Source organism: Ahrensia sp. R2A130 (genome assembly GCF_000179775.1).
Lineage (GTDB): Bacteria > Pseudomonadota > Alphaproteobacteria > Rhizobiales > Rhizobiaceae > Pseudahrensia.
In genome coordinates this window covers 727327-753846 of the sequence record NZ_AEEB01000003.1, presented here as the reverse complement: position 1 = coordinate 753846, position 26520 = coordinate 727327, and the positions used below count along the sequence as shown (strand labels likewise).

General features: G+C 57.0%; 26 protein-coding genes. 14 read left to right on the top strand and 12 right to left on the bottom strand.

Annotated elements, in window-relative coordinates; all coding sequences use genetic code 11:
• Window positions 1–16: 16 nt before the first annotated feature.
• Window positions 17–832: an SDR family oxidoreductase gene (locus tag R2A130_RS17405; protein ID WP_009757568.1), complete on the top strand. Its 816-nt coding sequence runs from the start codon at window positions 17–19 to the stop codon at window positions 830–832.
• 8 nt (window positions 833–840) lie between these two features.
• Here R2A130_RS17405 and R2A130_RS04435 read toward each other — a convergent pair whose 3' ends face one another.
• The gene (locus R2A130_RS04435) at window positions 841–1521 is read right to left on the bottom strand and encodes a cobalt-precorrin-6A reductase (protein WP_009757567.1); all 681 of its coding nucleotides are present in this window, start codon (window positions 1519–1521) and stop codon (window positions 841–843) included.
• Window positions 1511–2626, bottom strand: a complete 1116-nt coding sequence (locus R2A130_RS04430) for a cobalt-precorrin-5B (C(1))-methyltransferase (RefSeq protein ID WP_040304984.1) — start codon at window positions 2624–2626, stop codon at window positions 1511–1513. The genes R2A130_RS04435 and R2A130_RS04430 overlap by 11 nt, the downstream gene beginning before the upstream one ends.
• 74 nt (window positions 2627–2700) lie before the next feature.
• Between R2A130_RS04430 and cobA the strand changes: the two genes are divergently transcribed.
• The 4 genes from cobA to cbiB are packed head-to-tail and all read left to right on the top strand — an operon-like array spanning window position 2701 to window position 6859.
• On the top strand, window positions 2701–3555 hold the full coding sequence (gene cobA / locus R2A130_RS04425; protein WP_040304982.1) for a uroporphyrinogen-III C-methyltransferase: 855 nt from the start codon (window positions 2701–2703) through the stop codon (window positions 3553–3555).
• 39 nt (window positions 3556–3594) lie between these two features.
• On the top strand, window positions 3595–4878 hold the full coding sequence (locus R2A130_RS04420) for a cobyrinate a,c-diamide synthase (protein ID WP_040304630.1): 1284 nt from the start codon (window positions 3595–3597) through the stop codon (window positions 4876–4878).
• A complete protein-coding gene (gene cobD / locus R2A130_RS04415) occupies window positions 4875–5888 on the top strand; it encodes a threonine-phosphate decarboxylase CobD (RefSeq protein ID WP_009757563.1) in 1014 nt (337 codons plus the stop codon). The genes R2A130_RS04420 and cobD overlap by 4 nt, the downstream gene beginning before the upstream one ends.
• 2 nt (window positions 5889–5890) lie before the next feature.
• The gene (gene cbiB / locus R2A130_RS04410) at window positions 5891–6859 is read left to right on the top strand and encodes an adenosylcobinamide-phosphate synthase CbiB (protein ID WP_040304628.1); all 969 of its coding nucleotides are present in this window, start codon (window positions 5891–5893) and stop codon (window positions 6857–6859) included.
• On the opposite strand, the gene R2A130_RS04405 is transcribed toward cbiB, so the two are convergent.
• Genes R2A130_RS04405 through R2A130_RS04390 form a run of 4 tightly spaced genes read right to left on the bottom strand, consistent with a single transcriptional unit; the run spans window position 6785 to window position 11200 of the window.
• Window positions 6785–7783, bottom strand: a complete 999-nt coding sequence (locus R2A130_RS04405) for an alpha/beta hydrolase (protein ID WP_009757562.1) — start codon at window positions 7781–7783, stop codon at window positions 6785–6787. The two genes, cbiB and R2A130_RS04405, sit on opposite strands and share 75 nt — an antisense overlap.
• Entirely contained in the window at window positions 7780–9393 is a 1614-nt protein-coding gene (locus tag R2A130_RS04400; RefSeq protein WP_009757561.1) for an ABC transporter ATP-binding protein, read from the bottom strand. Before R2A130_RS04400 ends, R2A130_RS04405 begins: the two co-directional genes overlap by 4 nt.
• On the bottom strand, window positions 9390–10253 hold the full coding sequence (locus R2A130_RS04395; protein WP_009757560.1) for an ABC transporter permease: 864 nt from the start codon (window positions 10251–10253) through the stop codon (window positions 9390–9392). The genes R2A130_RS04400 and R2A130_RS04395 overlap by 4 nt, the downstream gene beginning before the upstream one ends.
• A complete protein-coding gene (locus R2A130_RS04390; protein ID WP_009757559.1) occupies window positions 10250–11200 on the bottom strand; it encodes an ABC transporter permease in 951 nt (316 codons plus the stop codon). Before R2A130_RS04390 ends, R2A130_RS04395 begins: the two co-directional genes overlap by 4 nt.
• Before the next feature lie 109 nt (window positions 11201–11309).
• Between R2A130_RS04390 and R2A130_RS04385 the strand changes: the two genes are divergently transcribed.
• Window positions 11310–13145: an ABC transporter ATP-binding protein gene (locus tag R2A130_RS04385; protein ID WP_009757558.1), complete on the top strand. Its 1836-nt coding sequence runs from the start codon at window positions 11310–11312 to the stop codon at window positions 13143–13145.
• Here R2A130_RS04385 and R2A130_RS04380 read toward each other — a convergent pair.
• Window positions 13142–14038 carry an alpha/beta fold hydrolase gene (locus R2A130_RS04380; RefSeq protein ID WP_009757557.1) on the bottom strand — a complete coding sequence of 299 codons (897 nt, stop codon included), beginning with the start codon at window positions 14036–14038 and terminating at the stop codon, window positions 13142–13144. The two genes, R2A130_RS04385 and R2A130_RS04380, sit on opposite strands and share 4 nt — an antisense overlap.
• 66 nt (window positions 14039–14104) lie before the next feature.
• Window positions 14105–16159 carry a lytic transglycosylase domain-containing protein gene (locus R2A130_RS04375; RefSeq protein ID WP_050786049.1) on the bottom strand — a complete coding sequence of 685 codons (2055 nt, stop codon included), beginning with the start codon at window positions 16157–16159 and terminating at the stop codon, window positions 14105–14107.
• Between the two features lie 240 nt (window positions 16160–16399).
• Here R2A130_RS04375 and dapA point away from each other — a divergent pair, with 240 nt between their 5' ends.
• A complete protein-coding gene (dapA, locus tag R2A130_RS04370; protein WP_009757555.1) occupies window positions 16400–17299 on the top strand; it encodes a 4-hydroxy-tetrahydrodipicolinate synthase in 900 nt (299 codons plus the stop codon).
• 38 nt (window positions 17300–17337) lie between these two features.
• The gene (gene smpB, locus R2A130_RS04365; protein ID WP_009757554.1) at window positions 17338–17814 is read left to right on the top strand and encodes an SsrA-binding protein SmpB; all 477 of its coding nucleotides are present in this window, start codon (window positions 17338–17340) and stop codon (window positions 17812–17814) included.
• Window positions 17815–17824: 10 nt separating this feature from the next.
• Here smpB and acpS read toward each other — a convergent pair whose 3' ends face one another.
• The 4 genes from acpS to rpoZ form a co-directional block, all read right to left on the bottom strand.
• Window positions 17825–18226 carry a holo-ACP synthase gene (acpS, locus tag R2A130_RS04360; RefSeq protein ID WP_009757553.1) on the bottom strand — a complete coding sequence of 134 codons (402 nt, stop codon included), beginning with the start codon at window positions 18224–18226 and terminating at the stop codon, window positions 17825–17827.
• Entirely contained in the window at window positions 18223–18813 is a 591-nt protein-coding gene (locus R2A130_RS04355) for a DUF2062 domain-containing protein (RefSeq protein ID WP_198008609.1), read from the bottom strand. The genes acpS and R2A130_RS04355 overlap by 4 nt, the downstream gene beginning before the upstream one ends.
• A gap of 178 nt (window positions 18814–18991) precedes the next feature.
• Window positions 18992–21244 (bottom strand): bifunctional (p)ppGpp synthetase/guanosine-3',5'-bis(diphosphate) 3'-pyrophosphohydrolase, encoded by a 2253-nt coding sequence (locus tag R2A130_RS04350; protein ID WP_009757551.1) that lies wholly within the window; start codon window positions 21242–21244, stop codon window positions 18992–18994.
• A 161-nt stretch (window positions 21245–21405) separates the two neighbouring features.
• A complete protein-coding gene (gene rpoZ, locus R2A130_RS04345) occupies window positions 21406–21801 on the bottom strand; it encodes a DNA-directed RNA polymerase subunit omega (protein WP_009757550.1) in 396 nt (131 codons plus the stop codon).
• Window positions 21802–21990: 189 nt separating this feature from the next.
• On the opposite strand from rpoZ, the gene R2A130_RS04340 reads away from it, so the two are divergent.
• From R2A130_RS04340 to recO, 6 genes are all read left to right on the top strand, one after another.
• Entirely contained in the window at window positions 21991–22590 is a 600-nt protein-coding gene (locus R2A130_RS04340; RefSeq protein ID WP_009757549.1) for an NYN domain-containing protein, read from the top strand.
• Window positions 22587–23264 carry a uracil-DNA glycosylase gene (locus tag R2A130_RS04335; protein ID WP_009757548.1) on the top strand — a complete coding sequence of 226 codons (678 nt, stop codon included), beginning with the start codon at window positions 22587–22589 and terminating at the stop codon, window positions 23262–23264. The genes R2A130_RS04340 and R2A130_RS04335 overlap by 4 nt, the downstream gene beginning before the upstream one ends.
• A gap of 97 nt (window positions 23265–23361) precedes the next feature.
• Window positions 23362–24096, top strand: coding sequence for a signal peptidase I (gene lepB / locus R2A130_RS04330; RefSeq protein ID WP_009757547.1), 735 nt, complete (start codon window positions 23362–23364; stop codon window positions 24094–24096).
• Window positions 24097–24099: 3 nt separating this feature from the next.
• Window positions 24100–24834, top strand: a complete 735-nt coding sequence (gene rnc, locus R2A130_RS04325; RefSeq protein ID WP_009757546.1) for a ribonuclease III — start codon at window positions 24100–24102, stop codon at window positions 24832–24834.
• Between the two features lie 5 nt (window positions 24835–24839).
• On the top strand, window positions 24840–25775 hold the full coding sequence (gene era / locus R2A130_RS04320; protein ID WP_040304971.1) for a GTPase Era: 936 nt from the start codon (window positions 24840–24842) through the stop codon (window positions 25773–25775).
• Between the two features lie 3 nt (window positions 25776–25778).
• Complete coding sequence (recO, locus tag R2A130_RS04315; protein ID WP_009757544.1) at window positions 25779–26504, top strand: DNA repair protein RecO; 726 nt, start codon at window positions 25779–25781, stop codon at window positions 26502–26504.
• Window positions 26505–26520: the final 16 nt, after the last annotated feature.

Sequence of the window (26520 nt, the reverse complement as noted above, 5' to 3'; positions counted from 1 at the left end):
GATAAACGAGGGTACGATGGCTGACAAAAAACGGGTTCTCATTACTGGCGCTGCGGGCGGTATCGGCCTCGCGTTGATCGAGTATCTCGAGGACAAAGGGTTTTATGCCCTCGTCCACGTTCGCGACCGTGCACGTGCTGAAAAGCTGGTGGGTAACTATGGCCGCACAGCTGTTTGGGGCGATCTCACCAAGCCGGATGAAATTCAGGCTCTGGCTGAACAGGCGATTGCTGCCGGACCTCTGGATTGGATCATCCACAATGCTGGAATTTTGACCACCAGCACAGCCAAAGGTGGACACGGTGTCGGGCTGCACGGCGAGGTTAATGTTATCGCGCCAATGGTGTTAACCCGTGCGCTGGCATCTCACATGGCAAAAACATCCAGCGATCCGGTTGTTACTGTTGTGTCGTCATCAGCCGCCAACATGGCGCGGGCGCATGACTATGCCTCTTTGGCTGAACCGGATGGCTCATCGCTATTTGGGCATTATGCGGTGTCGAAAGCGGCGGCCAATGCTGCTGTTGTACGCCTTGCGGAAGAGTTTTCGGCGTTGCGTATTTACTCGACAGAGCCTGGATTTGTGAAGACTGACATGACAGCTGGTAACTCCCACATGCCGTCGACTTTGCGCTGGGCGTCCAAAATTATCGCATCAACTCCGGAGCGTGCAGCGCGGCGATGCTTTGCCTATCTGCTGGAGAACAACCCTCCGACCGGTTCGGTCATTCAAAAGGGTAAGGTTTTTAAAGACGCCAAGGCCGTTTGGCGAAGTGCGGAAGGGCAGGGCAATCTGTCTGCGTTGCTAAAAGCCGCAGGTCTGCCGAGCTAAAAGCTTCGTTAGCTTTTCGGCCGTTTCACCATGACGACAGGAATGTTTAACAATCGGGCGGCCTCAATTTTGGCGTAAGCACCGGCGCCGCCGGAGTTGCGGCAAACGATGGTGTCGACATTGTTTGCCTTCAGAAATGCCTCTTCAATTTCTGCCTCAGCAGACGGGCGAGACAGCACCAGCTTGAAATCTGCAAATGCGAGATCATGCACAGGTGGGTCGATCATCCTGATTATGAAACGAACGTTGGTTCGATTTTCGAATGCCTCCAGATATTGCGATCCAAGTGCCAACAGAACCGTGCTTCCGGCACGTAAATTTGCAGCTGCAGACTTCAAGTCGGCCACGGAGTGCCAAACATCACCTTCAACCGGCTGCCATATTTGCCGCTGATTTCGTTCGAACACGACGCCCGTCGCCTTTGCTGCCAGGGACGCATTGCGGCTTATAGTCTCCGCAAAGGGATGCGTGGCATCGATCAGGCGGGTGATATGGTTCTCCGCGATCCATTGAGCCAGCCCATTTGCGCCGCCAAAACCACCGACGCGCAACTTACCTTTCACCTCTCGCGGTTCCTTCGTTCGTCCGGCAAGCGATGTCGTGACGTCATGGCCTTCCGCCACCAGTTTCGCGGCCAACGCTACAGCTTCGCGCGTTCCGCCTAACAGCAGGATACGGTCAGCGCTCACGGGCAATGACCTCGCCCTGTCGGTCGACGATAAGAACTTCCACATCAACTGCTGCGCCGCGCAAGATACCCTTTACGATTGTCAAAGCTTCACGAGCGACATCTTTTGGCAGGTCGATTTCCATTGATTGCGCCATGGTCAGCACTTCGGCTGCCGTGTTTGCGCCTAGAATTTGGTCGCGGATAATTTTCTTCATCGCAAGGCTGGGCATGTCTTCGATCAGGCGGTCCACCCGACCGGCAAGCCACATAAAATCCACTTGGCTGCGGCCGGAATGGAGATCCAACGCGCCCTGTGCAAGCTTAGTGAACTTCGCAAAACCGCCCGCTAACGTGATCGCAGGAACTGGATGTACGCGCAAATATTTCAGCAATCCGCCGGCAAAGTCACCCATGTCTAAAAGTGCTGTTTCGGGCAATTCGTAGATGCGCTGTGCGGCGTCTTCCGACGTTGAACCTGTCGCTGCAATAACTCGTTCGTAACCGGCTTCGCGCGCGACATCTATGCCGCGGTGGATAGAGTGAATCCAAGCGGCGCAAGAAAACGGATGCACGATGCCGGTGGTTCCAAGAATGGAAAGTCCCCCGACGATACCGAGCCTGCCGTTCCATGTTTTTTCTGCCATCGCAGCACCGTCGGGGACGGAGATCGTGATTTCGAGATCGGGCGACATCAGATGATCACCGCAAAGTTCGGCCACGACATCGCGCATCATTTGGCGTGGAACCGGGTTGATTGCCGGTTCTCCGGGCGGGATGGGCAGGCCTGCTTTGGTGACCATGCCCACACCTTCGCCCGCGCAAAAGACGACACCTGATCCTTCAGGCAGCGGGCGCACTGTTGAGATGATAGTGGCGCCGTGGGTGACGTCTGGATCGTCGCCTGCATCCTTCACGATCCCCGCGCTAGCGCCTGCCTCGTTGAGGCTTTCGTAACACAGCGGAAAAGCTGGTGTTTCGCCCTTTGGTAGGGTGATCGTCACGGGATCGGGAAACTCGGCGGTGATCAGCGCTGTCAGCGCTGCTTTAGTTGCAGCGGTCGCGCACGCACCCGTGGTCCAGCCGCGTTTTAAAGGGGTATCGGAACTGGGTTTGTCGCGCGCCATGCCTGACCTATAGGCGACATAAATGGTGCGCAAAAGCGCTGGTTTCATTCTGCCTTCCGGTGCATTATCGCGCTATGACTGAGGGGTTCGCAAATTTGCCGATTTTAGAAGCCGGCCACGTGTGGCTGGTGGGTGCCGGGCCGGGTGATCCCGGGCTGCTAACTATGCACGCGGTCAACGCGCTGCGGCAGGCGGATGTGATCGTCTATGATGCGCTGGTAAACGAAGCGATCCTCGATCTGGCAGCACCGAATGCCCAGCGCGAATACGCAGGAAAACGTGGGGGCAAGCCTTCACCAAAGCAGCGTGATATTTCGTTGAAGCTAGTCGAATTGGCCCGTGCGGGTAAGCGCGTCTGCCGCTTGAAGGGAGGCGACCCTTTCGTCTTTGGGCGCGGTGGTGAAGAAGCGCTAACGTTGGTGGAGCACGATGTTCCCTTCCGCATCGTGCCGGGTATCACTGCGGGAATCGGTGGCCTTGCCTATGCGGGCATTCCCGTAACCCACCGCGATACCAATCAGGCCGTTACGTTTTTGACCGGCCACGATGCTGGCGGTGTGGTGCCTGATGCAATCGACTGGACGAGCGTTGCAAAAGGCTCTCCGGTGATCGTGATGTACATGGCGATGAAACATCTTGATGCGATTGCATGCCGACTGATGGCCGCAGGCCGCTCACCGCAAGAGCCGCTGGCGCTAGTATGCAATGCCGCCACCGACGCCATGCAGGTACACGAAACGACACTGGCTGAGGTTGCCACCGCCGATGGGTTGGTACGCCTTAAAGAACTTGGTCTTGCCCCGCCCGCCATCGTCGTCATTGGCGAAGTGGTGCGCATGCGCGCCGCGTTGGATTGGATGGGTGCGCTGGATGGCAAGGTACTCACCAGCGACCCGCTCGACATGCGTGGCCGCGCTGAAAGCGCCTAAGCCTGCAATGGGCTCGTCGTGAACTTCCAACGAGGTTTCATGATCGCTGCACCGTCTTCCGGCAGTGGCAAAACCATCGTGACGCTGGGACTTTTGCGAGCGATGCGAAATGCCGGTTTCGCCGTTCGCGGGGCAAAGTCTGGTCCTGACTATATCGATCCTAAGTTCCACGAAGCAGCTTGCGGACATGCGAGCGTCAATCTCGATAGCTGGGCGATGCGGTCCGAGTTGATCAAAGGCTTGGCATCAGGCGATGGAACGCTCGTGGTGGAAGCTGCGATGGGATTGTTTGATGGCGCGGCGGACGGTTCCGGCAGCGCTGCCGATCTTTCGATTCAGCTTGGTTTACCGGTGGTGCTGGTGGTGGATGCGGCGCGTCAATCGCAATCCATCGCTGCGCTGGTGTCGGGATTTGTGAACTTCAGAAGTGATGTTCAGATTGCGGGCGTCATTCTCAATCGGGTGGGTAGTGATCGCCACGATTCGATGTTGCGAGCGGCGCTGGCGCAAATCGAAATGCCTGTTTTCGGCAGCATCAAACGTGATAACCGGCTCGAATTACCGTCTCGGCATTTGGGGTTGGTTCAAGCGCAAGAACGGTCTGATCTTGAGAAATTTATGCAGAATTCCGGAGAAATCGTCGGCAATTCTGTAAATATGAATGCTTTGGATAATTTAGGACGTGATTTCAAAGGTCTGTACGAGAAAACGTCAATTCCGCCGCTTGGACAACGCATTGCAATCGCGCGCGATGAGGCTTTCTCATTCGTCTATCCGCACATGCTGGAAAGCTGGCGCGAGCAGGGCGCAGAGCTTCAATTCTTCTCGCCGCTCGCCGATGAGGCGGTGCCAAACCACGTCGATGCCGTTTTTCTACCGGGTGGATATCCTGAGTTGCATGCACAGAGATTGTCTAACGCTTCCAAATTTCATCCTTCGCTTAATCAAGCAGCTGCTCGGTCTGCAATCATTTATGGCGAGTGCGGAGGCTATATGGTTTTGGGAGAAGCCTTGATTGATGCGGATGGCGCCCCGCATCAAATGGCCGGTTTGTTGCCCGTCACGACCAGCTTTGCCGAACGAAAACTATCGCTCGGTTACCGCAACGCGCGGCTTCTGTCGCAGCTTGGACCGATACCAGCGGGTAGTGTTTTAGCGGGGCACGAGTTTCACTATTCCACTGTTGTGGCGCAGGAAAATGATAGACCGCTTTTTGCAGCAAGTGATGCTTTGGGACAGGATTTAGGCCAGCTAGGGTTGCAACGGGGCAGCGTCTCCGGTTCCTATCTGCACATGATCGATTTGCGACCGGAGGCTGCATGAAGGCGCTTGAACATGGCGGACGGCTTGACGCTGCAATCGCGAAGCATGGCGGTACAGCAAAGCAGTGGTTGGATCTTTCAACCGGCATAAACCCACGCGGTTATCTTGTTGGAGAAGTGCATCCCGACGCTTGGGCGCGTCTACCGGATACTGCGCGTTGGACAGCCGCGGTGGAGGCTCAACGCCATTCCTGCGAAGCGCCGCAACAGGCCGGGATTTCACTTGCGCCAGGCACGCAGATGCACATCCAGCAACTGCCTACGCTGTTCAAGCCTCAACCGGTTGCTATCGTTGGTTTCACCTATCAGGAGCACGCCCATTGCTGGAAGCGGGCAGGGCACAATGTTCTCATTACCGATGGATTGGAAAGTGCGAAGGCGACAGCGCGGATCATAATTGTCGTGAACCCAAACAATCCCGATGGCCGGCAATACGACCCCGATGAGTTGGCAGCTCTTGGTCGCAGCCTTGGCAGCAAGGGTGGTTTGCTGGTGGTTGATGAGAGTTTTGGTGATGTTGCACCAGACTTAAGCGTTGCGCCGCAAACCGGATTTGACGGGCTGGTAGTTCTTCGCTCCTTGGGAAAATTTTACGGTCTGGCTGGTGTGCGCTTTGGTGCTGCAATTGGCGCACCTGCTCTCACAGACAAGTTGGACGAAACGCTCGGCCCGTGGTCGGTATCCGGCCCAGCGCTTGATTTGGCTGCTCGCGCGCTGTCCGACCGGACATGGCGCACGCGTATGCGCCGCAAATTGAAGGCTGACCGTGACGACCTTGAAGCGACGTTGAAAGAGCGCAGCTTCAGGCTACTTGGCGGTACAAATTTATTCGTGCTGGTGGAAACTTCGCAGTCCAAAGCGCTTGCCGAGCACTTGGCTGGACATCGCATTCTGGTGCGTCAGTTTTCTGCCAAACCTGATTGGGTGCGTTTCGGTTTGCCGGGTTCGCTGCCCGCATTGAAACGTCTGGCAAAGGCGCTGGATGGAGCTCCTGGTTCGGTAGCGGTGTAGTTATGCTTCTACTTGCCTGCGCCATTGCGCTCGACATGGCGGTGGGCGACCCCGATTGGTTGTGGCGTCGTGCGCCCCATCCTGTTGTCTGGATTGGTAAGTTGATCGGCTGGGTTGATGACGTTCAACATCGTTTGTTCCGGTCCGTCACTTTTCAGTTCGCTGTAGGCGCTTGGTTATTGCTTGTTCTTGCCGTGATCGCATTTCTGATCTGGCTTTTGGTCACCACAATTCAAGCGGTTTTTCCCATTTTTGGCTGGTGTTTCGAACTGCTGATTGTCGCGGTGCTGATCGCGCAGAAGAGCCTTTCAGACCACGTTGCGGCGGTGGCTGATGGTTTGCAAAATAACGGTCTGACCGGTGGACGCATTGCCGTTGCAATGATTGTCGGGCGCGATGTCGAGAAACTGGATGAGACCGGCGTGGCGGCTGCGGCCATCGAAAGCTGCGCCGAGAATTTTTCAGACGGTGTTGTTGCTCCAATCCTTTGGTACGCAATTCTGGGCCTTCCCGGCATCGTATTTTATAAGGCGGTGAACACTGCAGACTCGATGATCGGACATCGCGATCCTCGTCATGAATGGTTTGGAAAGCCTGCTGCCATTTTGGACGACTTGCTCAATTGGCCTGTAGCAAGACTGTCCGCGCTCTTGGTGTTTTTTGTCTCATTGTTGGGGACTGCTTCAGCTTCCGTCCAAGATATTTGGAAGGTCACATTGCGTGATGCCCGCACCCACCGCTCGCCCAATGCCGGTTGGCCTGAGGCTGCGTTCGCCGCAAGCCTTGGCATCGCGCTCGGCGGACCTCGCATCTACCATGACGGACCTGTCGATGCGCCATATTTGAACCCGCAGGGGCTGCGCTCATTTGGTGTAGGCGAGATCAGGCGCGCGATTTCACTCTTGTGGCGTTGCGCCTTTTTGATTCTTGGCGCCGTCATCCTTGTCTGTCTCACTGTCCTGCTCAGCTAGCGGTCGAGGCTGAACCGGGCCGTTCGCCAGCACTTGTGCGATTGCAGTCTCATCGTCTTCGAAGTCGATCTGCATGACGGGGTTCTCCACCAGATCGACGATGCGCTTCACCATTTTACTGTCGGGTTTCCTCAGCTTATCTATGATCGTGAAGTGGTTTGCGTTGTCGAGAATTTTTGTCTCGCAAGACGTGCCAAGCATCGACCACCGCCGAGTAATTGCCCTGCTCTGACGATGGTATTCATCGCTTTCTTTATCCCCAACCCAAGCCTGAAACCGGTGCAGCGGAGGTGGCATCCAATCCAGCGGGCTAGAGGCGCGTGCGCTCTCGATATCCATTCCAAGCGCGTCGTTTATCGGCGTTTGCAACAATGGAGCGAGGTCGTAGAGACCGGAGATTCCCATGGCGGATTGCACGAGGTCTTCCGGTAGATCGGGGTGAATGCCCGGCCAGTCGGTAGCCAACATACAGGCCGCTAAATGTCCGCCTGCGGAATGGCCGGTGACGGTGAGTGGACGTTTGTAGGTTTGATAAAGAACGAGGCATGCGCGGCGCATTTCGTTTATGATGCCGGAAATCGTAATGTCCGGTGCAAGCGTGTAGGAAGGCAGAGCGACAGCCATTCCATTGCCCAAAAGACCTTCCGCCATATGGCTGAAGGCCGAGCGGTCCAGCCGCTGCCAGTAGCCACCGTGGATGAAGACAACAATGGGCGACGTTCGCGCATTGCCCACTTCATCGTCCGGCCAAAACAGGTCCATTTTGTTGCGGGTCTCAGGGCCGTAGGCGAGGTCGTATTCGGCGTCTAAACCTTTGGTCGCGCGGAAGTTTGCAGCGTCTTCGATATAGGCGTCGATGAGCTCTGCAGAGTTTTCGACGCGGCCTGAATTGTCGTATTCGGCTGCGTAATCTGGTCTGGTCATGCGTCGTTCTCCGCTAGGGCTATAGCTCGGGCTAGATCAGGAGTGGCTGCCACCAGAGCCTTGGCAGCATTGCTTTGCGGCGCGTCGAAAACGCTGTTGCAAGCCCCACGTTCGACGATACGCCCCGCATCCATTACCATCACTTCATCGCAGATCGCCCGCACCACGCCAAGGTCATGGCTGATGAACAACCACGCGATACCAAGGCGGTGGCGAAGATCTGCGATCAGATCCAGAATTTGCGCCCGAATTGAAACGTCCAACGCGGAGACCGGCTCGTCGGCAACGATCAGTGAGGGGCGCGTGATGAGCGCACGGGCCAGCGCCAAACGCTGCCGCTGCCCGCCAGAAAATTCGTGGGGGTAGCGGTGCAGGCTGTCGGCGGGCATGGCGACTTCTGCAAGAGCATCCAGCACGCGCTGACGACGTTCGTCCGCGCTCAGTTTTGGTTCCAGATGAAGCGGTTCGGCGATGAGACGTTCTACCGTGTGGCGTGGATCGAAAGAACTGCCGGGGTCTTGAAACACGGCTTGAACGGCACAGCGTACGGGCCGCATGGCGGCTTGATCTGCTGTGGCAATATCAGTGCTATTGATCAGGATCGAGCCGTTTGTCGGTTTGTCCAGCGCGAGTATCATCTTTGCCAGCGTGGATTTTCCGCAGCCTGACGCACCAACGAGACCGAGGCTTTCGCCCGCGCGAATATTGAAGCTGACATCATCGACCGCGCGAAATGGTTTGCCCTTTTGGAACAGGCTTTGGCGTGGTGTGGAGTAGTCGCGGGTGATGTTCTGAACTTGAACGATGGGCGCAGCAACCAACGCAACATTGGCAGGCTTCAGCGCTGGCCGGTGGGTCGAAGCTGCTGCCAATTTCGCCGTATAGGGATGAGCCAGCGACCGCAGCACGCTCTTTGTGGGGCCGTGGTCGACAATCTCACCCTCGCGCATGACGATCAAGTCGTCCGCCATATCCGCCACCACAGCGAGGTCGTGGGTGATAAGCATGAGCGCCATGCCGCTGTTTTCTACGCGGGCGCGCAGAAGATCGAGAATTTGTGCCTGCAGGACGACATCGAGCGCGGTGGTGGGCTCGTCTGCGATGAGCAGATCGGGCGATTGGGCGCAGGCCATGGCGATGGCGACACGCTGGCGTTGACCGCCGGAAAGTTGGTGCGGAAAACGACCCAACGGGAACCGCTCAACCGGAAGCCCTACGTCTGCCATGAGCTTTGCCGCTTGCCGGTGCGCTTCGCTTTTTGATGCGCCGGTGTGCAGGCATATGCCTTCTGCGATTTGATCGCCGATGGTGTGGACGGGGTTCAATGCCGTCATGGGCTCTTGAAAAATCATGGCGATGTCGTCGCCCCGCAAGTCCTGCATCAATTCGTCTGGGGCATTCAGGAGGTCGTGTTCTGCGAAATTGATGCTGCCTGTGGTGTGAGAACCCAGCGGTAGAAGCTGCATCACGGACAGCGCCGTCATGGATTTTCCCGAACCGCTTTCGCCGACGATGCCGAGGGTACGCCCCGGTTTCGCCTCCAGCGAAATGCCGCTCAGGATTTTGCTGCCGCCGATGCTGAGATGCAGATCGTTTATGGTTAGGCTCACGAGCGCAGCCTCGCCAGTTTCGGGTCGAGTGCATCGCGCAGGCCATCGCCCAGAAGGTTGAGGCCGAGCACGGTGACGACGATGGCAATGCCCGGCGCGATGGCCATATGGGGCGCGAAGCTCATCATCGTTTGCGCTTCGTTCAACATGCGGCCCCAACTGGGGAAGGGCGGTTGCGTACCGAGGCCGACATAGGCGAGGCCTGCCTCCTGAAGGATGCCCAACGCGAGTGCGATGGTGGCCTGGACGATCAGAATATCAGCGATGTTCGGAACGATATGTTCCACCGTGATGCGCGCCGAGGATTTGCCGGACACACGGGCGGCGGCGATGAAGTCTCGTTGCCACAGGGCCAGCGCTCCGCCACGTGAAAGCCGCGCAAAGACGGGAATGTTGAATATGCCGATGGCGATGATCGCGTTGATCGCACCGGGACCGAAGACTGCAGAAATCATCACGGCAGACAGCAGGGCCGGGAAGGCGAAGATGACATCGTTGCCGCGCATAAGAGCCTCATCCGGCAGGCCGCCGCGTGATGCTGCCCAACACCCCAACGGAACGCCGATGCCCATGCCGATGACCACGGCCACCACAGCGACCGCGATGGAGTTGCGTGCGCCGACCATGATCATGGAAGCGATATCGCGGCCAAAATGATCCGTGCCGAACCAGTGCGCGGCAGACGGTTTTTGCAGGCGGTCGCCGATGGCCAACGACGTGACATCGTAGGGCGTCCAGATGAACGAAATCGCAGCCATCGCGCAGATGATGAGCGTAACCGTCAGGCCGATCACGAAGCTGCGGCTGGCAAACGCGCTTTCACGAAAACCGGGCAGGCGATGAGTTTCCGGTACGCTCATGCAGGCGCCTTCCGCAGGCGCGGATCGACCACGGCGTAGAGAAGATCGACGATGAAATTGATGATGATGTTCGTCGCCACCAGCATCATGACCACGCTTTCAACCACGATGATGTCGCGCTGGGTGATGGCTTGAAACACGAGCCGCCCAAGACCGGGAAGATAGAACACGTTTTCGATTATGATGGTGCCGGCCAGCAGATAGGCGAATTGCAGGCCCATTATCGTCAGCACCGGAATGAGTGCGTTTCGCAGCGCGTGGCCCCACAGTGTCGCGCGGCGGCTCAAGCCCTTCGCGCGGGCTGTGCGGATATAGTCTTGCCCCATGGTTTCCAGTAGAGCCGAGCGGGTGACGCGGGCGAGGATCGCAGCTTGCGGCAGTGCCAATGCAATTGCGGGCATGGCGAGTGCTTTCAACGCTGGAAACACGCCTGCATCCCACCCCGGAAAGCCGCCTGCTGGCAGCCATTGCAGGCCGATGGCGAAGACATAGACCATCAACAGCGCGAACCAGAAATTCGGAATTGCGATGCCCACTTGGGTGATGCCCATTACCACCGTGTCGAGCATCGAGCCTCGACGCGATGCCGTCCACACACCTATTGGGATCGCTATAGCGGTCGATAAAACCAGCGCGATGATTGCGAGCGGAAGACTTACCGTGATGCGGTCTGCCACCAGATACGACACCGGTTCAGAGTAGATATAGCTGGTACCAAAATCGCCCTGCACCATACCGCCGACCCAACTAAGATAACGCTGCCAAAGCGGCAGATCGAGGCCCAACCGTTCGCGTAGAGCGGCTACCGCTTCATCGGTCGCGTTGATGCCCAGCATCACCTGCGCTGCATCGCCCGGTACCACTTCCATCGTGAGGAACACGAATAGCGACGCGACCGCGAGGGTTGCGATGGCCCATGCGGCCTTGCGGATGAGAAGATACGTCATGTGGCGGCGAGACTAGGGCAGGAGATGCGCGCTCACAATTACACTCTCTCAAGCCTCTGTCGATCATGCCACGGGCGACGTTGTGTCGTGTGGCCGCTACAAGGTGAGGATGGACGCATTCTTTCGATTCTTTGAAGCCTTTGGCCGCCCCTTCGAGCGCACAGACCAAGGCCCACCGCCCGCGCCGGGTTTGGGCTTTCTCGCCCATTTCGCAAGGCAGACGCCTTGGTCATTTACGGCCATGTTGGGGTTGGGGGGAGCCACCGCTCTGGTCGAAGCTCTCCTGTTCATCTTCGTTGGTTTGATCGTCGACATGATGAATGGCGGAGAGGCGTCTGCAATTTTCACCGACAACGCGACCACGCTCATCGCCATGGCCGTTCTTGTGGCCGTGATCCGCACTATCATCGCTACGGCGACTGCGGTCGTGGAAGAGCAAATTGTTGTGCCTGAGTTTTTTACGCTGGTGCGCTGGCAGTCTCACCTTGCTGTTTCACGTCAGGACGTCGGGTTCTTTGATGACGAGATGGCCGGGCGTATCTCGCAGAAAGTTTGGCAGTCTGGGCAAGCGTCCGGCGACTTCATGGTGTCGTTGCTCCAGATCATCTGGTTCATATCGATTTTCGCATTGACGACGCTGGTGGTCATTGCAGGCCTTGATTGGCGTCTGATGCTGCCTGTCTTGTTGTGGTTGGTTCTGGTCGCCGTTATCGCGCGCGTAGCAGTGCCGCGGGTGCGTGATCGGGGTAGGCGCATGGCTGAACAAACCGCTGTGCTGACAGGGCGTCTGGTGGATGGCTACGGCAATATCCGCACCGTGAAGCTGCATGCTGCCGAAGCTGCCAATGACGACTACATTCGCGCCGCTTGGGATGATGTTCTGGTGCTACTGCGCCGCTTTACCCGTGCCATTGCCGGTATGCGGATCGCGTTTCAGGCTGTGTCCAGCACCATGCTGGTTGTTGTGGCGGCTATGGCTCTTTGGTTGTTTTCGCTTGGAGAGTTAACCGCCGGTTCGGTAGCAATCGCACTGGCGCTTTGCCTGCGACTGAACCTGCTAATGGGACGGTTGTTGGGGCTATTGAACGGCTTGTTCCGCAATTTTGGCACCGTTCAAAACAGCGCTGCGCTCATTTCCCAGCGACCGACAATCGTTGATGCAGCCGATGCTTCTGAACTGGTTGTGAGAGACGCGGCAGTTGCGTTTCGCAAAGTTGATTTTGCCTATGAGGGGGCGTCTTCGGTTCTTGAGAATTTCGACCTTGCTATCGCACCTGGAGAAAAGCTGGGCATCGTGGGGCCATCGGGTGCAGGCAAGACGACGCTGCTTAACCTCTTGCTGCGCTTCAACGATCTTGATGCCGGGGCCATCGAAATTGATGGGCAGGAGATCGCCAAGGTTTCCCAGACATCGCTTCGTTCAGCCCTAGGTATGGTGTCTCAGGATACGGCGCTTCTGCATCGCAGCGTGCGAGACAATATCGCGTTCGGTATGAGCGATGTGAGCGATGAAGCGGTGTGGGATGCTGCACGACAGGCGCAGGCAGACGGGTTCATCGAAGTGCTGCGCGACGCCAAAGGACGCACAGGCCTCGATGCTCATGTGGGCGAACGTGGAGTGAAGCTTTCCGGTGGTCAGCGACAGCGGATCGCGCTCGCCCGCGTGTTCCTGCGCAATGCGCCGATATTGCTTTTGGACGAAGCGACTTCCGCACTGGATTCTCAAGTTGAGGCCGCGATCAACGAAAATCTGGCTGAGTTGATGCGCGGTAAAACCGTCATCGCTATCGCCCACCGGTTGTCCACCATCGCTCATCTGGACCGGCTGGTGGTGGTGGAAGATGGCCGGATTGTCGAAAGTGGAACGCATGACGAGTTGCTGCTGACAGGTGGGTTATACGCTGATCTTTGGGCGCGACAGTCGGGCGGGTTTCTCGATATTTAGGCTGCGAGAAAGTCTGTCACGGTTTTGGGCAGCTGTCCTGCTGCCAGCTCAGGCGGATGACCTTGACCAGATGCTTCGACGACGGTGAGATTGTTGCCGAGACTTTCCTTCATGGCCGTAACTTCTTTGTTGGTGACCAGCTTCGATTGCTCGCCGTGAATAAGCAAAACGGGCCGGTCTTTAAGGATCGCCAGTTCTTTCCAATATTCTGGCTGTTTGTCGTCGAAGCTGCCGCTGTTGGAATCGCGCACGAGATCGCGGGAACGGTCTCGCACGGGTTTACCGTTGTCATCGCGCCAGATCGCACGGGCGTAGGCTTTCAACTCGTCGGCGCTGCGGCCTTCCAAAAACTGTGATCGTCCGGCGGTGAGGCGTTCCACGGCCTCTTCCCAAGTTGCCGGTTCGCCACCGCGCTGGATGCGTGCTGTGTGCGCTGCGATACCGACGGGGTCGAAGGCGGGCGCGCCATCGTTGAACACGACCTTGCGGCAAAGGGTGGGACGGCCGGGCAGGGCGTTGAAAAGGATACCTGCAGACCGTCCGCTGACCAGCATGTCCACGTGATGCAAGTTCAAGCCGTCGCAGATCGAAATCAGATCGGCCGCGTCCGTTTGAACATCCGTTCCCGCAGCCTTTGCGCTGCTGGAGCGGCCACGGCCCCGCATGTCAGGGGTTATGATCGACGCAGGTCCATTCGTTTGCGCCAAAGCTGCGTGAGCAATTAATGTCAGCTGTCGTGCGTTCCCCAACTCTCCATGAAGCGCCAACAGGTGATTGCAGCTGCCGGTTCCGCCATCGGATCGGGTATAACGCCAGCCGTGCAGTATCTCCCCGTCGCGCATGGCGAGCGAAAAGGACGTGCGGGTGATATCTTGTGCTTCTTGGTCGCTCATGGTGTCCAGCGCTGGCGGGTAATTAGGACCTAACCCTGAAACAGCATAAACGTTGCCGCAAGAGACCTAGCCGCGACGACCTGCGCGAATGTCTTCGGAAATGGTCAGGCGTCCACCTTTGAGACGGGTCTTATAGACCTGATAATTTTCCATCACACGCTGCACATAGTTGCGGGTTTCCGAATAGGGGATCGTCTCCACCCAGTCGATAACCGTGTAGAGCTTTGCGCCACGGGGGTCACCAAAGCGCTCGATCCATTCTGCAGCACGGCGTGGCCCGGCGTTATAAGCGGCAAAGGTCAGCACGAACGAACCTCCGAAACGATCCATTTGTTGATCGAGAAATGCGGTGCCGAGCCGGGCATTGTAGCTGGCATCCGTGGTGAGTTTGCTGCGCGAATAGCGGATGCCGATAGATTGCGCGGTGCGTTTGGCCGTTGTCGGCAGCAGTTGCATGAGGCCGAGCGCGTTTGCAGGGGAACGGGCATCGATCTGAAATGTGCTTTCCTGCCGCGCGATTGCGTAAGCAAGAGGCAGGCCGGCACCGCTTGTTTTCGTCTGGCGCGAAATCGCGCCCAGCGGCCAGGCGAGACGGTCCGCACCGCGACCGCGCAGGAAAGCGGCTTTGCCAACTTGAAGTGATAATTGGTAGTCGCCGCGTTTTTCTGCCCTTGCTGCCAGCAAGGCGAGTTCGCCAGCGTCTTCTATATGGCGGCCTAGATGGCGGTAGATGATGCGGGCGCGGCTGGCATGGCCACCAGATTCAAGCTTCGCGATGGCTTTCACCAGCTCGTATTTCGCAAACGTCTTGCGGTCACCGCCGCTGGCGTTGCCCTTGGAAATGTTGATCGACTTGCGCCCCAATTCGCGGGCCGCAAGCTGGCCGTAATATGTGGTGTCGTGTTCTGCAGCGCGGCGGTAAGACACCGTGGCGTTGGATTTTTCGCCGTTGGCGGCATAGCTGCGGCCCAACCAGTAGTGACCGCGCGATTTGCTGAGTGGTGTGCCGGCCATTTTTATCAAACGAGCGAAATGGCTTTGCGCGGTCTTCGCATCTCCGCGCTTACGCAGTGCGATCCAACCAGCTTTGAAAGCTTGGTCCAATTGCCGGCGCGCAGATTTGGGTGTGTTGTGGGCTGCTAGCCGATAAGCGAGGTGGGTTTTGTTCGCCTCCAGCAGATCGGATATGACGATGCGCTGTTGCGTCCAGACTTGCTTTGCGACTGGTGCCGACAGCGACTTGGGATCAATGGCCAACAGCGCGTTGGAAGCGTTGGTGATGCGTTCGCGCCGTGTGTCGTACATCGCTTTCGTCAGCAGATGCATCGAATTGTTCTGCTGGCTCTTTGGTACGGCAGCAATGCGCTTGCCTGCGTCGCGGTTCTTGCGTTCCACCGCGATGCGCGCGGCGACCATGTGGGTCACGCCCGCTTTGCCTGCCAGACGCTCTGCGCCGCGCAAGCGACGTTTGGACAGCAGCATTTCAACACGGGCGCGATAGTCGGCACGGGTGAGAATGCGACCGAAGCGTTGTTCGATGGTGCGCTCGGTTTTGGCGTCCAGTTTGCTGCCACGCCATACAGGAGCGATAATGCTAAATGCGGATTTCGTGCGACCGGCGGCAAGATGTGCCTTGGCCAGCGCGATGCGGCCTTCATCGGTAACAGGTTCGGTCGCGCTGAAGGCAACGGCCAGCGCTTCGCCAGTGGTGGATTTGATCAACGCGCGTTCAATGTTGGCGCGCATGGTCTTTTGGGCAGGCCAATGGGGAAGTTGTGCCGCAACACCTGCAATCCACATGGCATCGAGGTTTTTGCCTGAAACGGCCAATGTCCAGCTCAATACGCGATATTCGAGTGAGGTTTTGGACAGTCTGGAAAGCGCTGACATGGCTTCGCCGGTGCGGCCACGCTTCACGGCGGCAAGACCGGCCTTCAGCGTTTTGGACGCACTTGCGTTGTCGCTGGCTTGGGACTTGCCGTTTGTGTTGGTGAGGCTGGCGGCGCTGCCATAGGTTTTGGCGGCGGCCACATGGGTGGCGGCGAATGGTAAGGCCATGCCCGTGGCGATGAGAGCTGCCACCGCGCAGCCGGTCGTCCAACGTTTCGATGATGTCGTCATATCTGCCGCCTCAACATATTTGCCCATGCCAACACGGCATGATCAGGTCGAAAGTGGCACCATGACGGCAAACGGTTTCCGGCAGGTTAAGCAAACCTTACCGCAACCGGTTAGTTTGTATTTACCTTGGTGCAGATCGTCGCGGCAGTTGGTGGAGGCAATGGTTGCCGCGACGGGGGGCGATGCCTATGGTCGCGCCGCGCCACCCGCGCAGTATTTTATTTCTCCGGAGCATAACCCGTGTCCTTTTCTGCCTCAGCTTTCACCGGCTCGTTTCCCGCCCTTGCTACACCGTTCAACACTGACGGATCGGTGGACGAGAAGGGATTTGCAGACTTTGTGGAATGGCAGATTTCCGAAGGTACCAATGGCCTCGTTCCCATGGGTACGACCGGTGAAAGCCCCACCGTCACGCATGAAGAGCACAAGCGCGTTGTCGATATCTGCATTGAGGTCTCTGCTGGCCGCGTGCCGGTTATTGCAGGTGCAGGTTCCAACAACACGGCTGCCGCTATAGAATTTGCCCAGCACGGCGAGAAAGCCGGTGCCAATGCGCTGCTGGTGGTGACGCCTTACTACAATAAGCCGAACCAGCGCGGCATGTTCGCCCATTTCGACGCGGTGGCGAAATCCACGTCGCTGCCCATCATTCTTTATAACGTGCCGGGTCGTTCTATCGTTGATATTTCGCCTGAAACCGTTGGCGAATTGGCGAAGGTCAATGACAATATCGTCGGTATCAAAGATGCCACGGGCGACGTTGCCAGAGCCAGTTTGCAGCGCGCGACTTGTGGTGCTGATTTCATTCAGTTCACCGGCGAAGACGGTTCTGCTCTCGGCCATCGCGCCCATGGCGGTGTCGGCTGCATCTCGGTGACAGCAAACGTTGCACCGCGCCTGTGTTCTGAATTTCAGGCAGCGCTTGCTGCGGGAAATCGTGAGCTGGCGCTGGAGCTGCAGGACCGCTTGATGCCGCTTCATACGGCCATGTTCCTTGAACCCAGCCCGGGCGGCGCTAAATATGGGTTGGAACTGCTGGGCAAGATGAAGAACATCATGCGTTTGCCCATCGTGCCGATTTCTACAGAAACCGAGCAACGCGTGCGCGCTGCGATGGTACATGCCGGATTGCTGAACTAGCTAACGCCGCGCCTGCCAATCAAAGGACCAGCCACTTTATGGCGAAGAAGAAAGCTGAAGGCGTCGGCAAGATCGTCGCTGAGAACCGCAAAGCGCGCTACAATTATGCTATCGAAGATAACTTCGAGGCGGGGTTGATGCTGCACGGTACCGAAGTGAAATCGCTACGCACCGGCAAGGCGAACATTGCGGAAAGCTACGCTAATTTCGAAGACGGCGAGATGTGGCTGATCAACGGCTATATTCCCGAATATCTGCAAGCCAATCGTTTCAACCACGAGCCACGTCGTCGCCGTAAATTGCTGATGTCGAAGCGTGAAATCTCGCGACTGTCTCAAGCCATTGCCCGTGATGGCATGACGTTGGTGCCCTTAAAGCTCTACTTTAACGACCGTGGCATGGCTAAGCTGGAAATCGGCTTAGGTAAGGGTAAAAAGAACCACGACAAACGCGATACCGAAAAGAAACGCGATTGGAATCGTGAGAAGGGCCGTCTGTTGCGGGATCGCGGTTAGACGGGCTTCTCTAGGAAACGGGCCGCGCCTCGATGATGACGAAGGCCTGAGCCCACGGAAAATCATCGGTGATGGTGACGTGAATAAATGGCTCCGTGCCCTCCGGCATCAAAGCGAAGAGTTGCTCTTCCGCACCATTGGTCAGCTTCATTGTGGGCTTTCCGCCGGGCAGATTCACCACACCCATGTCGCACCAGAACACGCCTTTGGCGAGGCCTGTGCCTAGCGCCTTGGAACAAGCCTCTTTAGCCGCAAAACGCTTTGCATATGACGCAGCGCGGTTTTTGCGGCGATCTGATTTTGCCTGTTCGGCCTCGGTAAAAATGCGGTTGGTGAAGCGATCGCCGAACCGTTCCAGAGATTTCTCGATGCGGCGAATGTCCATCAGGTCGCTGCCGAGGCCGATGATCATGCTTCGCTCACATTGCCTTTGGGTGCGGCGTTGCGCGCCCTGTCGCGAAGTTCGATGGCCTTGGCCATGAGTTTGGCCTGCCGCGCCTCACGGAAAAGGACTGCAGTTCGGCGAACGATGAAATATATCGGGATCGCGAAAAACAAACCCATGAGTGAACCACCCACCAACATCGGCCACAGGACGGGCTCCAACAGCCGGTTAAACGCGAAGCCGAAAGCGTCCCAATCGAAATGAGCGGCGGCTTTTCCCAGAGATTTCAAAGCTGCGATCAGTCCTTCATCACCCTTCACGGCCTTTTGCCCCAACAGGAAACTGCCGAGCTCATAGGCACCGACCCAGATGAGCGGGAAGGACAATGGATTGCCGAAAAACGTGCCGAGCGCCGAGGCGATGACGTTGCCCCGTATCAACCAAGCGAGAATAGCGGCGACGAAAAAGTGGAGGCCCATGAACGGTGTGCAGGATGTGAAAACCCCCACTGCAACGCCGCCTGCCACAGCATGAGGAGTAGCAGTTAGGCGCAGGATGCGTTTGGTCACGTAGCGACCGGAACGCAACCAAGAGCGGCGGGGCCAGATCAGCACCCGGCACGTCTCCCACCAAGTGGGTTTTATGCGCCTTTTCATCAGCATTTCTTACGCAACTTCCCATTCCCGCACGGCCCCACACCGCGCGATCTGCCCTTGTTCTAACCCAGTGCTGTTAACGCACGGTATGTGATCGCACTATGGCGGTAGATGTGGCGATTGATAGTGAATCGTTTCAACCCATGGACCTTTCGACCGTGGTGACGACATCCAACACTCTTATGTCCCGCAGCAAACGCGATAGATGTTTCAAATCCCACACTTCGACACCGAAAACCAAACGCGTCAGGTTAGCGTCCTGCGGTGACATGAACAGGTTGGTGATGTTGGCGTCTGCCGAACCGATAATGTCTGAAACCCGTGCCAAAGTGCCGGGAGCGTTTACGGCAATCACATCGATTTTTGCTGGAAAACGCTCGTTGCTTTGCGGTGCGAGGTCCCAGCGCAGGTCTAGCCATTCGTCGGATAGGTCTTCGAACTCCGTTAGTGCTTCAGCACCGATAGGATAGACGACGATGCCTTCGCCTGGCTTCAGAATGCCGACAATGCGGTCTCCCGGCACTGCGCCTATTTCTTCGTTCATTGATACCGCCTTGCCCGATGCGCCCACAACGGGAATGGCGTTGCTGAGCGCCTCTGCGGCTTCCGCATATTTTTCACGCCGCCTGCCGGGTAGACGGAACATGAAATCTGCAGCACCTGACAGGCCAGACATATTGAACCAACCGTCGCCGGACGGTTTTGTCGATGCGCCCACACGTTCCACACGATAATCCGGAAAGACGGCGGTCATAACGTCGAGCGCGGGCAGTTCGCCGCGTCCGACGGCTGCAAGGGCGTCGGCGACACTGGGGCGCGCAAGTTTTGGCAATACGGCCTCAAGTTTGGCAGGTTCGAATGTCTTGCCGCCGCTGGCGAAGGTGGATTTCAGGATTTTTTCGCCCATGCCGGAATAGCGCTGGATGCTTTCTTCACGGGTGGCGCGGCGAATGCCTGCGCGGGCCTTGCCTGTAACAACGACATTTTCCCACGCCGCAGGTGGCACCTTGTGAGAGCCTCGGACGATGTTGACCTCATCACCATTTTTCAACTGGGTAATGGCAGGGGCAGGGCGGCCGTTGATCTGGGCGGATGAGCAGGAATTGCCCACATCTGTATGAACGGCATAGGCAAAGTCGATGGCGGTTGAGCCACGCGGCAATGCGATCAGGCGGCCTTTGGGGCTGAAACAGAAGACCTGGTCGTGAAACAGTTCCAGTCTGGTCTGCTCCATCACATCATCGGGATGGTCGGGATCGGATAATGATTCGACCGTGCGCCGCAGCCACGCATAGGCACGGCTTTCTGGTAGCAATTCGGATTTCGCCCGGTTCTCGAAATCGTCCGCGTTGTAGATGCCGTCTTTATAAAGTGAATGCGCCGCGATGCCTTGTTCGGCAATTTCGTTCATGCCGTGGGTGCGGATTTGAAGCTCGACACGTTCATTGGATGGCCCAATGACGGTGGTGTGGAGAGAGCGATAGTCGTTCTGCTTTGGCGTCGAGATATAGTCTTTAAAGCGCTCCGGCACTGCGCGGTAGCGCATATGCACCACGCCCAGCGCAGCGTAACATTCTTCATCGCGCTCGACGATGACGCGAAAGCCGATCAGGTCGGAGAGTTGCTCGAAGGAGACCGAGTTGCGATCCATTTTGCGGAAGATGGAGTAGGGGCGCTTGTAGCGACTTTTAACTGTCGCGGTAATGTCGGCAGCGGCTAGGTCGCTCACGACGGTTCTTTCGATTTCTTCTACCAGACTGCGGGTTCGTTCGCGCATCTCCGCCAGCTTTTCATGCATTAATGCGTGGGCGTCCGGGTGCAGGTTTTGGAAGGAAAGCTCCTCCAATTCTTCACGTATGGATTGCATGCCCATGCGCCCGGCCAGCGGCGCGTAGAGGTCCATGGTTTCTTGGCTAATTCGTTCACGCTTATCAGGTGGAACGTGGTGCAGGGTACGCATGTTGTGCAGGCGGTCAGCGAGTTTCACCAGCAGCACACGCACATCATCCGCAATGGCGATGAGCAGGCGACGCAGATTTTCGCCTTGCCGTGTTTTCTTGGAAACCAGTTCGATTCCCTTGAGCTTCGTCAGTCCTTGTACGAGCTCACCGATCTCCTTGCCAAATTTCGCATCGATTTCGGCACGGGTGGAATCGGTGTCTTCGATGGTGTCGTGAAGCAGTGCGGCAACTACGCTGGCTTGATCAAGTTTCAGGTCCGTGACGATGGACGCCACTTCCAACGGATGGGTAAAATACGGGTCGCCGGATGTGCGGGTTTGGTGGCGGTGCTGGTGCATCGCGTAGACGTAGGCACGGTCCAACAATTCCTGATCGGCACCGGGAATATAGGACTGTACCCGTTCAAAAAGTTCCGTCTGGCGCATCATGTGCGCATGTTCCAACAACCTTGCTCAAAACCACATTAAAAGCATGATGTTTGGGGCGTGGCGTTACAAGCGCTAGAACCTGTTCTATTCGCGTTTTGACAACAAAAAAGGCCGACAGGGTTAGCTGTCGGCCTTTTTGAGACTTTAGTGACGCTCTGAACCTAGAAGTCGTCGGTTTTTTCCGGCGCAACAAGATTCTGCAGGCTCGACAGCAGATCTTCTTCAGACATGTTGTCGAAGGTAACGAGTGCGGGCGCATCTTCTGGTTTATCGGCAGTTTCGCCTTCGGCTGTGATCGGTGTTTCCATCACGTCCTCGGCTTCGTCCACTTCAACGTGCTTCTGCAGCGAATGGATCAGATCTTCCTTCAGATCGCCGGGCGAAAGCTGCTCGTCAGCAATTTCGCGTAGAGCAACGACAGGGTTTTTATCATTGTCACGATCAACGGATATCATCGCACCGGACGAGATTTGGCGAGCGCGGTGGCTGGCCAGCAGTACGAGTTCGAAACGGTTGGATACTTTGTCGATGCAGTCTTCAACGGTGACGCGTGCCATGGACAGCCCCCTGACTTGTGGTGAGTGCTTGTATTTTCGGAAAAAAGCGATTGGGCGTTGACTACTGTGTAGTGTGGGCGAAAGCAAGGCAAACCGTCACTGATGACCCGCCATTTGAACCAAATCTGCCGTTAGGCGGTTGCAGGGGTAAGAGTTGTGAAATCTGACAGCAGGAAAAGCGAGAGCCGCATGTTCGACGAACGAGAAAAAATCGCATTGATGATTGATGGCGCGAACCTTTACGCCACGTCGCGGGCATTGGGGTTCGACATCGACTACCGGCAAATGCTGGTAGCTTTCCAGAAGCGCGGCTACGTGTTGCGGGCTTATTATTACACGGCTTTGGTGGAGGATCAGGAGTATTCCGCAATCCGTCCGCTGATCGATTGGCTGGACTACAATGGCTACCGCGTGATCACCAAGCCGGCCAAGGAATTCACTGATGCTTCCGGTCGGCGCAAGGTAAAGGGCAATATGGACATCGAACTGGCGGTAGATGCGCTCGATCTCGCCGACACGGTAGACCATTTCGTGCTGTTTTCCGGCGATGGCGATTTCCGTGCTTTGGTGGAATCTTTGCAGCGAAAAGGCAGGCGGGTGACTGTTGTTTCCACTACATCCAGCCAGCCGCCGATGATTGCAGATGAGTTGCGCCGACAGGCAGATGTGTTCATCGATCTGAAAAGCCTGCAGGATGAAATCGGTCGAAGTGGCGGTGACCGTTCGGCACGGGCAAAACCGGCAGAAGATGAGTTTGATGATGACGATAATTACGGTGATGATGATTGACCGCTGAACATTCAGGCCTTGCGCTAGCCGACCCGCTGCGCGATTGCCCGCTTTGCCCACGACTGGTGGAATTTCGTCACGAGTCGCAGGAAAAATATCCGCATTTTTACAATGGTCCCGTACCAAGTTGGGGGCCGGATGCAGCCGATGGCGGCGCCAAGAGCGTTAAACTGCTTGTGGTCGGTCTTGCACCTGGAATGAAGGGTGCAAATGCAACGGGGCGTCCTTTCACCGGCGATTGGGCTGGCGATCTTCTTTACGCAACTCTCGATAAGTTCGACTTCACCGAAGGCACGTTTGCAGCTCATCCCGGTGATGGTTTGAAATTGAAGGGCTGTGCAATCACCAATGCGGTGCGTTGCGTACCGCCGCAAAACAAACCTGTTGGAGCCGAGATCAACACTTGTCGCCAGTTTCTTACGCAGACGCTGGATGAGTTGCCGAATCTCAAAGTCATGGTGACGTTGGGCAAGATCGCCCATGACAGCCTGTCGCGTACTTTGGGCGAGCGGGTGGCAGCCCATCCCTTTGGTCACAATCGAGAAACTGCGATGGGCGGCTATGCTGTGGTGTCGAGTTATCATTGCTCGCGCTACAACACGAATACCGGTCGTCTGACGCCCCAAATGTTCGAAGATGTGTTTGCCCGCGCCCGCGCTTTGGCTGACGGCTAACAGATCAATCTTTGCGGCTTGCCGCATGGCCCGGCAGTCGGCATAAGCACCCTGCCTTTTCCCGCCGCAGCAATCGCGGCCAGCTGGAGCGCATCGCGTGGCCGCAACTCGTCCGCCTAAAGAAGAAAATGCCGTCTGGGAGACCGTGTCTGTTATCATTCAGGCACTGCTATTGGCCGTCGTGCTTCGCACATTCCTGTTCCAGCCGTTCAACATACCGTCAGGCTCTATGAAGCCGACGCTGCTGGTGGGCGACTACATTTTTGTGTCGAAGTGGAGCTATGGATATTCCAAGCATTCCTTCCCGTTCAGCCTAGGGCCGTTTGAGGGGCGTGTGTGGGAAGGCATTCCCGAACGCGGCGATGTCGTCGTGTTCAAATACCCCAACGACACCAGCAAAGACTACATCAAGCGCGTGATTGGGCTGCCGGGTGACACGGTGCAGATGCGCGACAGTGTGGTTTACGTGAATGACAAAGCCGTCACCCGGGGCGAGCAAGGCGTGTTCGTGGACGAAGGTTCTCGCCGTTCCACACCGATTTATATCGAAACGCAGGACAGTGGCCGAAGCTACGAAACCATAGACTTCGACCCCGGTACGGTGGCCGACAACACGGAAGCATTTGTGGTTCCGGAAGCGCATTACTTTTTCCTTGGAGACAACCGCGATAATTCTGCGGACAGCCGCTTCGATGTGGGCATGGTACCTGCCGAAAATCTGGTCGGTAAAGCGCAGGTCATCTTCCTTTCCTTGAAGGATGGCACACCGGCTTGGCAGATTTGGAATTGGCCATCGGATATGCGCTGGGACCGCATTTTCAAAGGTCTGTAGGGTTTGTCTGCGCGCAAAAGCACCAACCGGATTGCCGAGCTTGAAGAGCTGATTGGCTACACATTCGCCAGCCATGATCGCTTGAAACGCGCACTTACCCACGCCAGCGCCACCCGCAAGCCGGGTGATAACTCACACTACGAACGGTTGGAGTTTTTGGGCGACCGTGTTTTGGGCGTCTGCATAGCCGAGATGTTGTTTGAAACGTTTCCTACCGCGCCGGAAGGCGAGCTGTCGGTGCGGCTGAATGCTCTGGTGAGTGGAAAGACCTGCGCGGCGATTGCTGATGAAATTGGTCTCCATGCCTTCATTACAACTGGCAATGACGTAAAGCATGTTACCGGAAAACGGATGCGTTCTGTGCGGGCCGATGTCGTTGAATCGGTTATCGCTGCTATCTATCTGGATGGTGGACTTGAACCGGCTCGTGACTTCATCACCCGTTATTGGGCTGGTCGTTTACACGAAACCGGTGCTGGAATTCGTGATTCAAAGACTGCATTGCAGGAATGGGCTCACACCCATTCAGGCGAAACGCCTGTCTATACGCTGGTTGAGAAAACAGGTCCGGACCACGATCCGTTGTTTAAAATTTCGGTTGCCATTCACGGTGTATCGGGAGGCAATGGAGCAGGGCGTTCAAAGCGCGCTGCCGAACAGGCTGCTGCACGTGCTGTGCTGTTGCGCGAAGGCGTTTGGAAAGAAGATGCCGCAGGGCTGATTGAGGAAGCTGGATGAACGATATGACCGACACGCCGACCGATGAAGCGCCGACCGCAGATGTGGGACCGTCACGCGCTGGCTTCGTCGCGCTTATCGGTGCGCCCAATGCGGGCAAGTCGACGCTTATCAATCGCCTTGTTGGCACGAAAGTGTCCATCGTTAGCCATAAGGTGCAGACGACCCGCACGGTGGTACGGGGTATCGCCAACCGCGACAATTCCCAGATCATTTTCGCCGACACACCCGGCATCTTCCAGCCGCGCCGCCGTTTGGACCGCGCCATGGTGGACGCTGCATGGGGCGGGGCAAAAGACGCAGACATGATATGCCTGCTGATCGACAGTGAGCGCGGTATTCGCGGGGATGCCGAGCGTATTCTCGACAAGCTGAAAAACGTGCATCTGCCCAAGGTTTTGTTGATGAACAAAATCGACCGCGTGCAGCGAGACAAGCTGCTGGCCCTTGTCGACCAAGCCAACAAGGCCGTGAATTTCGACCGCACCTTCCTCATCTCGGCCATGAATGGCGACGGTTGTGAGGACTATATGGACTATCTGAAAGACGAGCTGCCGGAAGGTCCGCATCTTTATCCGGAAGACCAGATTTCCGATCTGCCGGTAAAGATGCTGGCGGCAGAAATTACCCGCGAGAAAATCTTCCTGCGCTTGCATCAGGAGCTGCCTTACAGCGCCCATGTGGAAGTCGAAGGCTGGGAAGAGCGCAAGGACGGGTCGGTGAAAATCGATCAGGTGATCTACATTCAGCGCACGGCACACAAAAAGATGGTGATCGGTGCGAAGGGCGAGGTCATTAAGGCGATTTCCACCGCGGCCCGCACCGAGTTGGAGCAGTTGCTGGACCGCAAAGTGCACCTCTTCCTATTCGTGAAGGTGCGTGAAAACTGGATCGATGACCCCGAGCGCTACCGCGAGATGGGCCTGGAATTCCCGAAATAACCTATGGAATGGACCGATCAGGCGATTGTTCTGGGCGTTCGCAAACATGGCGAAACGAGTGTCGTTGCCGAATTGATGACGCGTCAACGCGGGCGGCATCTAGGCCTCGTTCACGGTGGGCGGTCCCGCACTATGCGGCCCATATTACAGCCGGGGAACCGTGTAACCGCGACCTGGCGTGCACGGCTCGATGAGCATTTGGGTCAGTTTCGTATAGAAGCCGACAACCTGCGAGCGGCGCGGTTGATGGAGACCGACTACGCAATTTATGCCCTGCAAACTTTGGCCTCACACCTGCGTTTGCTGGCGGAGCGCGATGCTCATCCTCAGCTCTACGACACGCTCGATCTTGTTCTGGATGCGCTGGATAATCCTGCCGCGGCGGGCGAATTGGTAATCCGTTTTGAACTGGCATTGCTGGACGAGTTGGGCTTCGGCCTCGACCTCAATGCCTGCGCGGCGACGGGTGCGCGGGCTAATCTTGTAAGCGTATCACCGCGCACCGGTCGTGCGGTTAGCGGTGCGGCTGCTGCCCCTTATGGCGACCGGCTACTGGCCCTGCCATCATTCCTCACCACCGCGCAGGCCGACCGCACGAGCGGTGCAGATGAAGAAACTTTAGCGCAGGGCTTCGCGTTGACCGGGCATTTTTTGCATCGCAACGTGTTCGGAGCGCGGGGGATAAATCCGCCTGCTGAACGCGACAGCCTGATCCGCGCAGTAACCTGAACCAACAGAAAGATAA